Raw genomic sequence first — 6,951 nt, 5'->3', positions numbered from 1 at the left:
AGTTTACCTATAGGTCTAGTCCATAGAAAGACAGCCTAATATCTTTGTACATTGATTACTTAGAAGGTTCCCCTCTACGGCTACCTACGGCTATCGTGTTGATTTTGAAACATACCCTCCCCCCCAACCGAAACAAACACTCTTGGGGGTGCGACCGACGTGATAGCAGTCAATGGTGAGGAACGAACCGATAGGCTTGCCATTGACGGGTATCACAAGGGAGTTACCCTATCGGTGTTTGGTTGGGGGGTGGTATGGGTATTTGACAGATTGATTAAGTTGTGCTTATTGATTAACCCGTCAATAATTAAGATTTGTTGCTGAGGGATATGCGCTAATTGTCCCGTGTGCTAAGATTTAATGGAGTGCATATTGAGCGTGACGGTACGACTATTGGGTTAAGTAAATCCCGATTATCGCAGTTAGGATAGGGGTTTGAGTCATACTATTCTCACAGTATTAAGTCCGGTAGTGATTTGATCAGCCATCTTATTAGGAGGAAAAGTTAGTGGTTTATTAGGAGTAATTTTAGCTATTCTCATCACTGGGGTAATTAAGAGCATTATTGAAATCATCCTTAACCCTCAGTTACCACCCCAAGCCGGTTCCTTTTTTACTAATCTTCCCCAAGATATCGACAACTCTCCTAACTTACAGGTTTCCGAAATCACTAATGATGGGAATGGATAAAGATGCTGCTGGGATTGACCTGTAATGTCATTAACCCCCACCAGCGGTAATCTCTTATGCTAACATCAGATGTTATAGATAGATATGCAGGTGAGGTTAATAAGTTTATGAAATGGTGGCAAAGACTACAAAAAAATCCCTTGGCAAAATTGGGCGCTGGAATACTGATTCTGTTTTATATTATGGCGATCGCTGCTGATTTTGTCGCTCCCTATAATCCCTATAATTCCCAATTAGACGGATCCCTATTACCCCCCACCCCAATTCATTGGGTCAACCCTCAAGGAGAATTTATCGGACTCCATGTTTATCCCACAACTCAGGGACCCGTTGATATTGAAACAGGTCAAAGACAAACTATAGTAGACTGGGAACAACCTTCTCCTCTGCGGTTATTCGTCAAAGGAGACCCCTATAAAATTTTAGGTTTAATTCCCTTTGACCTTCATCTTTTTGGCGTAGTGGGTCCAGCCTATATTAACCTCATAGGAACCGATGAACAAGCCCGCGATCAGTTGAGTCGCTTAGTTTTTGGTAGTCGTATCAGCCTCAGTATCGGTTTAGTCGGAATTGCTATTGCTTTCCCCTTGGGTATGTTGGTTGGGGGAATTTCCGGCTATTTTGGTGGCTGGATTGATACTATATCCATGCGATTAGTGGAAGTTTTAATGACCATTCCCGGACTTTATTTATTAGTAGCTTTAGCAGCAGTCCTTCCTCCCCAACTTTCCAGCGCCCAAAGGTTTTTACTAATTGTAATTATAATTTCATTTATTAGTTGGGCGGGACTAGCTAGAGTCATTCGGGGACAGGTTCTCTCTATTAAAGAACGCGAATTTATCCAAGCGGCTAGGGTAATGGGGGCTCAACCAATTTATACTATTATCCGTCATGTACTCCCCCAAACAGCTACCTATGTGATTATTTCGGCTACCCTGACCATCCCCAGTTTTATTATTTCTGAGTCCGTGCTTAGTTTAATTGGCTTGGGTATTCAACAGCCATATCCTTCCTGGGGGAATTTACTTTCTTCTGCTACTAATGCTTCCATTTTGGTGCTACAACCTTGGCTAATTTGGCCGCCAGCATTGTTGATTATTTTAACCGTTTTAGCATTTAATTTACTGGGAGATGGTCTCCGAGATGCCCTCGATCCTAGAAGCATACAACGGTAAGAGTGACCGCCGCTGAATTAGCCTAAAAATTGACTCAGATCAAATTCTGATTCCGGTTTTTTGAAGCGATCGCGTTCCGACATCAGCAATAATAACAGGCGATCGCCATAATCTACCGCCCCCCTAAATTCTTCTCGTAAAATTTCTAGCCCACCATTGGCAAATTCTTCAAAAATTTTCACTCTTTCTGCTTCCAATTCTGGGTCAAAAGGTGAGATGGTTTTGCTGTCCTTAGTATGGGCGATCGCTATCAGTTTAATTACCCAATCATAACCCCTCGAAATGAATATCTCTAGGGAAATAGGCGCGGGATCTCTCTGAGAAACAGCCTCAATCGGTACTCGCTTTTGGTGGCGGATACCTACAGAGGCGGCGAATACTATTACATCTGCATAGGTCTGAAACGGGCCGCTTTTGTTTTCGGATTCGGTTAAATCTCGCACTAGGTCTGCTTTATCTTTAGCGACTCTAACCCTGTTAATAGCCATTGTTTAATCGAATGTGAATTAATTTTAACTATAGTTTAAGCTAAAACTAGCACCAATCAACATCATTTCTTGACCCTGGCTACACACTACTGTATTTTCCCTTCTCGCTAACTCACCCTCCCCTCAGCATTATCGAAGCTATCACCACTGAAAACTCTTTTAATCTCATCAACATCAGATGATATTCAAGGTTTAGCAATATATCCATATTTCCCCCCGCGAACAATTCTCAAAGATTCTGGAGGCATTCCTTGACTTGCTTCCCCCCAGCTTCCTCCATCGTAGTAACCGTTTAACTGTACTACAGCCAACCCCTCAGAAAAAGGTTCAGCCCCATAAAATTGAGGTTGAATAATTGTTTTTCCCGTAGTATCTACATAACCATAACGCAGAGGTTGAATCAAATTACCAACCTTCCCTTCTCCAGTTCCCCAGGGGGCTAATCCCTCAGAAAATTGTAAATATCCTAACCAATTTGGTACAATTGACGTGAGATTTCCACTGTTATCAACCAGATAATATTGGTCGCCTTTAACAACTTTAGCAACTCCATAAATAAAATTTTAAGCCCGCCCAAATTCTGGCTGTATTACCCAATCACCATCCCGATTAATATATCCCCATTGATGATTGAATTTAACTGGGGCTAGACCCTCCGCAAATTCCCCAGCTTCTGAAAATTTAGGTTCAATAATCGAGTTACCTTCCCGGTCAATATATCCCCATTCAGATCCGATCCTAACTTTTGCCCGTCCTTGGGAAAAGCTACCCCCACCATCAAATTTAGCTATAATGTGCCAATCACCTGATTTATTAATATATCCCCATTTTGTCTGATCATAAAGTTTAGCCAATGCCAAACCTTCCGCAAAATAATAGACAGGATTCAAACTAAATTTGGCAGGAATTGCTAGTCTACCTTCCCGGTCAATATATCCACTTTTATCATCCATGTTGACACTAGCCATTCTCTCCGAAAATGTCCCCACAGATATAATATCACTTGCCAAAGTGATCACGATATTTTCTTCTGTATCAATGAAGCAATTTTGACCATTAATGATGACATTAGCTAATCCTTCTGAAAATTTTGCCGCATAGTCAAATTGAGGGGTAATTGCGAATAAATTACTATAGGCGATATATTCCCAAGACACCACATTTCTAGGTCGCAAGGCTTGACATAAAAAAGCCGCGATTTCACCCCTAGTAGCATTTTGATTAGGCTTGAGTTGTCGAACTTCTGGATAATTAACCACTAAATTTTCAATCGCCCCAGCGGCAATTCTTTCCCTAGTATAATTGGGGATTGCCGCCGCGTCATCAAAATATTGTGTGAGAATTTCTTCCGGGTTTTCAGGGATTCTATGCTGTAGATGTGCCGCTAAAACAATTAAGGCTTGCACCCTAGGAATAGGTTGCTGTGGGCGAAATGTACCGTCAGGATAGCCGGCAAAAAAACCTCGGCGAGTCGCTTGTTCAATATTCGATTTTGCCCAATAGTTATCGGCAACATCTTTATAGACGATCGCCTCCTGAATTATCGGTGCGTCATCAAACATCCTACACATTAACGTAGCAAACTCAGCCCTATTTACAGGTGCATTGGGGCGAAATCTACCATCTGGATACCCTAAAATAATGTTTCTATTAACTAATAAGTTAATTGCTTGAATCGCCCAGTTATTTTCTATGTCTGATAGAATTTATATATCTCAAATTATGGTGTGATAATAGCTGACTAATTATCCGAAATTTATTCAGTCCATAATAACATTATTTTCTGTTCAAAACCACCTCGCTGGGCTCGTTTTTCATCAACTTTTAATTGTATCTGCTCATCGGATATGTTATAACTTTTCCTCAACGATTCAACCACCTCTAAAATATCTGCTAATTCCTCCAATAGACTAGCATCATCGCTTTCTTGAACTTCCTCGGCTTCTTCCCTTAACTTATTTCGTAAAGCTATGCGATATTCCGCCTCAGATAAAACCTTGATTTCCGGCTTACCTCCAGATTGTCGGATCGTTTCAGGAATGCGATCGCGCACCAATTTATAATATTCTTTACGCATTAAATTATCCCCTCACTCCACCAAATTATGCTGATTAGATTACCGAGAACTTCTCGCTTCCGACAAAGCTATTTCCTGATTCCGACGATACAAAGCCACCCGATTTTGAGCCGTAGCATAGCGAGGATAGCTAGGAGATACAGCCTCCATTAAATCAGCCGCCGCCCGCCATTTGTCCGCAATTTCTAACCATTCACTCTCAGTCATTGCATCTTTCCCTAAAGCCGCAGCATTTTCAGCCAATTGGACAGCCTGTTTAAACAACTCTTCATCCGATAATACATCATCAGAAATTGTCGGATTGGGAGTAGGTGTCACCGATGTAGAATCCGATTTAAACCATTGAGGAACCGCTAAAATTAGCCATTGATAAACAGCAAATCCCCCCACAATTAATAATACAATTATGCTGATTATAGCAATTAATATACCCCGGTTTACTTGTTGCTTTTCCACCAATTCCTGAGATGGATAACTATCAATTAGTCCCCCACTAGGATAACCCGGTAATCCCGCCCATATATGTGGTTTTTTTAGGGTGATATTTTCTGACCAAAGCAGTTCACTATCTGGACTCTCCAGAATATCCTCTAACCACAGTAATTGATGTTGATTAAAGACACGACTATGGATGCTAACTCGGCGAATCTTCCGGGGAGCAATTGTCTCTAAAACTTCCTTAATCTCACGGACTAAATATGATTTATCCAGATATTCTGCTTTCTTTCCTTCACAAAGTAATTGCAGAATACCCCCCACAAAAACAGCCCTAATTATTACCTGACTTTCCGCCAGATAATAATTAAGTACCTCAACTATGGCGACCACACTACCTTGGTGAGCCTGTTTGATCAAATCATTAATTGCATCCATCATTTAGTAGCCGAAACTATAGCTATTGACTGACTTCCCGAAAAAATTGCCCTAATTGACGACTCATTGACTTCACCAGTCCTTCAGATTTTTGAAGTTGAGCGTCAACTGTTGCTTCTAATTCCTTAACCCTGGCTTCGGGAAGATTAAGCAATTCTAGCAATTTTTGATAGGCGCGTGCCTCTTCATCATTAATCATTGGCTCCTCTGTAACCCTAGCACTAGAGCTAATCACCTGATAACCCAAAGCCAAAACCAATTCCCGTTCCTCTGGAGTTTGCAGTTTGGGAATCAACTCGTCAAGGGAAATATTCTGCATCAGATAATCCTTTGACACTCCCCTTGCCTAAAGGCGAGGGGATTCTTCATTCATAGACCCAACTTGCTTTGACAGGATTGCTCCAGCCATAGTATAGGTCGAATCTCCTGAAGCGTTCGGGTATAAGATCCATGTTCCGCTATGCCCTAGCGTACACAAGGCTGACTTTGCTGCGCAACGCTGCGCGAACAGGATGTTGAGCGCAGCATTCCCATCCCGATCCAAGTTTAACCCACATTGACAAACATGAGTTCGAGTGGATAGGGCTTTTTTGACCACTGCACCACAGTTAGAGCATTCTTGGGAAGTATAAGCCGGGTTAACGGCAACCGTCACCTTGCCAAACTTAACCCCAAAATACTCTAGCCACTTCCTGAATTGATACCAAAGAGCATCATTAATCGACTTGGCGAGACAGTGGTTTCTAACCAGATTCTTAACCCTCAAGTTTTCATATGCGACCAAATCGTTAGATTGGATTACGCAACGCGCCAGTCTCTTGGCGTGTTCTATGCGCTTCGCGCAGGCTTCGCCAACACGTTGCCTACTTATCTTGAGGTGTACTCGTCCTAGTCGGTTAATCGCTTTCTTTCGGTTGGATGAGCCTTTCTTTTTGCGAGAAACACGCTTTTGTCTAAATTTCAAGCGGCTCTCACCCTTTCGATAAAATGGGGTTAGGTTCGCGCTTGACCATTAGAATCGGTATAAAATTCCTTTAATCCTACGTCCAAACCAATCGCTTTACCCGTGGGCTGACTATCTACTTTAACATCCGCTTTGAGCATAAATTGAACATAGTAGCCGTCCGCACGACGAATAAGCCTAACCCGTTTGATTTGTTCGAGCGGGTAGAAATGTAAATCCCATGTTCCTTTGAGTTGAAGCTGGCCTATGCCTTTTTTGTCGGTGAAGGTTATTTTCTTACGAGTTTCTGATAGCTTCCACCCAGAAGTCTTGTATTCAACTGAACGACTGTTCTTTTTGAACTTGGGAAAGCCTTTCTTTCCTGGAATGGCTTTCCGGCAGTTATCGTAGAACCTTGCGATCACCGAATATGCTCTTTCAATGGAAGCTTGACAGGCACTGGAGTTTAAGTCGCGAGCAAAAGGAAATTCATCTCGAGCGTGTTTTGCGCTAGGCGATACAAATCCTTCTGCCCAATTCCTGAATTATCCATCCAGAAACGGACGGCTTTATTGCGGATGAACTGAGCAGTTCGGATGGCCTCATAAATGGCAATGCACGTGATTTGACTTCCCTTTGGCTTTAAACTCATTAGGGGTCGAGATAGACCTCACGGTCTACCCCTCCCATTCAGCAGCAGAACCG

General features: G+C 42.3%; 9 protein-coding genes and 1 pseudogene. 1 reads left to right on the top strand and 9 read right to left on the bottom strand.

The annotated features are described in order from the left end of the window. The first annotated feature begins 746 nt into the window (after window positions 1-746). A complete protein-coding gene (locus P5674_RS22470; RefSeq protein WP_008052013.1) occupies window positions 747-1,865 on the top strand; it encodes an ABC transporter permease in 1,119 nt (372 codons plus the stop codon). Window positions 1,866-1,882: 17 nt separating this feature from the next. Here the strand turns inward: P5674_RS22470 and P5674_RS22465 are convergent, their stop codons facing one another. The 9 genes and pseudogenes from P5674_RS22465 to P5674_RS26705 all read right to left on the bottom strand — a co-directional run bounded on the left by P5674_RS22465 (window position 1,883) and on the right by P5674_RS26705 (window position 6,671). Next, window positions 1,883-2,353 (bottom strand): DNA phosphorothioation-associated protein 4, encoded by a 471-nt coding sequence (locus P5674_RS22465; RefSeq protein ID WP_006616424.1) that lies wholly within the window; start codon window positions 2,351-2,353, stop codon window positions 1,883-1,885. Between the two features lie 185 nt (window positions 2,354-2,538). After that, on the bottom strand, window positions 2,539-2,757 hold the full coding sequence (locus P5674_RS22460) for a WG repeat-containing protein (RefSeq protein ID WP_014277115.1): 219 nt from the start codon (window positions 2,755-2,757) through the stop codon (window positions 2,539-2,541). Between the two features lie 159 nt (window positions 2,758-2,916). After that, the gene (locus tag P5674_RS22455; protein WP_014277116.1) at window positions 2,917-3,915 is read right to left on the bottom strand and encodes a WG repeat-containing protein; all 999 of its coding nucleotides are present in this window, start codon (window positions 3,913-3,915) and stop codon (window positions 2,917-2,919) included. A gap of 27 nt (window positions 3,916-3,942) precedes the next feature. Beyond that, a pseudogene (locus tag P5674_RS22450) lies at window positions 3,943-4,047 on the bottom strand (S-layer homology domain-containing protein); the annotation flags it as partial. 62 nt (window positions 4,048-4,109) lie between these two features. Further along, entirely contained in the window at window positions 4,110-4,430 is a 321-nt protein-coding gene (locus tag P5674_RS22445) for a nucleoside triphosphate pyrophosphohydrolase (protein WP_006616421.1), read from the bottom strand. A 39-nt stretch (window positions 4,431-4,469) separates the two neighbouring features. Continuing rightward, on the bottom strand, window positions 4,470-5,306 hold the full coding sequence (locus tag P5674_RS22440; RefSeq protein WP_006616420.1) for a hypothetical protein: 837 nt from the start codon (window positions 5,304-5,306) through the stop codon (window positions 4,470-4,472). A gap of 19 nt (window positions 5,307-5,325) precedes the next feature. Further along, window positions 5,326-5,622, bottom strand: coding sequence for a hypothetical protein (locus tag P5674_RS22435; RefSeq protein ID WP_006616419.1), 297 nt, complete (start codon window positions 5,620-5,622; stop codon window positions 5,326-5,328). 27 nt (window positions 5,623-5,649) lie between these two features. After that, window positions 5,650-6,267 carry an RNA-guided endonuclease InsQ/TnpB family protein gene (locus tag P5674_RS26710; protein ID WP_434475131.1) on the bottom strand — a complete coding sequence of 206 codons (618 nt, stop codon included), beginning with the start codon at window positions 6,265-6,267 and terminating at the stop codon, window positions 5,650-5,652. A 29-nt stretch (window positions 6,268-6,296) separates the two neighbouring features. Continuing rightward, window positions 6,297-6,671: a transposase gene (locus tag P5674_RS26705; protein ID WP_014277118.1), complete on the bottom strand. Its 375-nt coding sequence runs from the start codon at window positions 6,669-6,671 to the stop codon at window positions 6,297-6,299. Window positions 6,672-6,951: the final 280 nt, after the last annotated feature.

The organism is Limnospira sp. PMC 289.06 (assembly GCF_032350395.1).
In the GTDB taxonomy this organism is placed as follows: Bacteria; Cyanobacteriota; Cyanobacteriia; order Cyanobacteriales; family Microcoleaceae; genus Limnospira; species Limnospira platensis.
This window is presented reverse-complemented; position numbering and strand designations above follow the sequence as displayed.

Bases quoted from the DNA above. Each gene is read 5' to 3' on its own strand.
- P5674_RS22445 (WP_006616421.1), bottom strand. From the start codon at position 4,430: ATGCGTAAAGAATATTATAAATTGGTGCGCGATCGCATTCCTGAAACG.
- P5674_RS22435 (WP_006616419.1), bottom strand. From the start codon at position 5,622: ATGCAGAATATTTCCCTTGACGAGTTGATTCCCAAACTGCAAACTCCA.
- P5674_RS22455 (WP_014277116.1), bottom strand. From the start codon at position 3,915: ATGTTTGATGACGCACCGATAATTCAGGAGGCGATCGTCTATAAAGAT.
- P5674_RS22470 (WP_008052013.1), top strand. From the start codon at position 747: ATGCTAACATCAGATGTTATAGATAGATATGCAGGTGAGGTTAATAAG.
- P5674_RS22440 (WP_006616420.1), bottom strand. From the start codon at position 5,306: ATGATGGATGCAATTAATGATTTGATCAAACAGGCTCACCAAGGTAGT.
- P5674_RS22465 (WP_006616424.1), bottom strand. From the start codon at position 2,353: ATGGCTATTAACAGGGTTAGAGTCGCTAAAGATAAAGCAGACCTAGTG.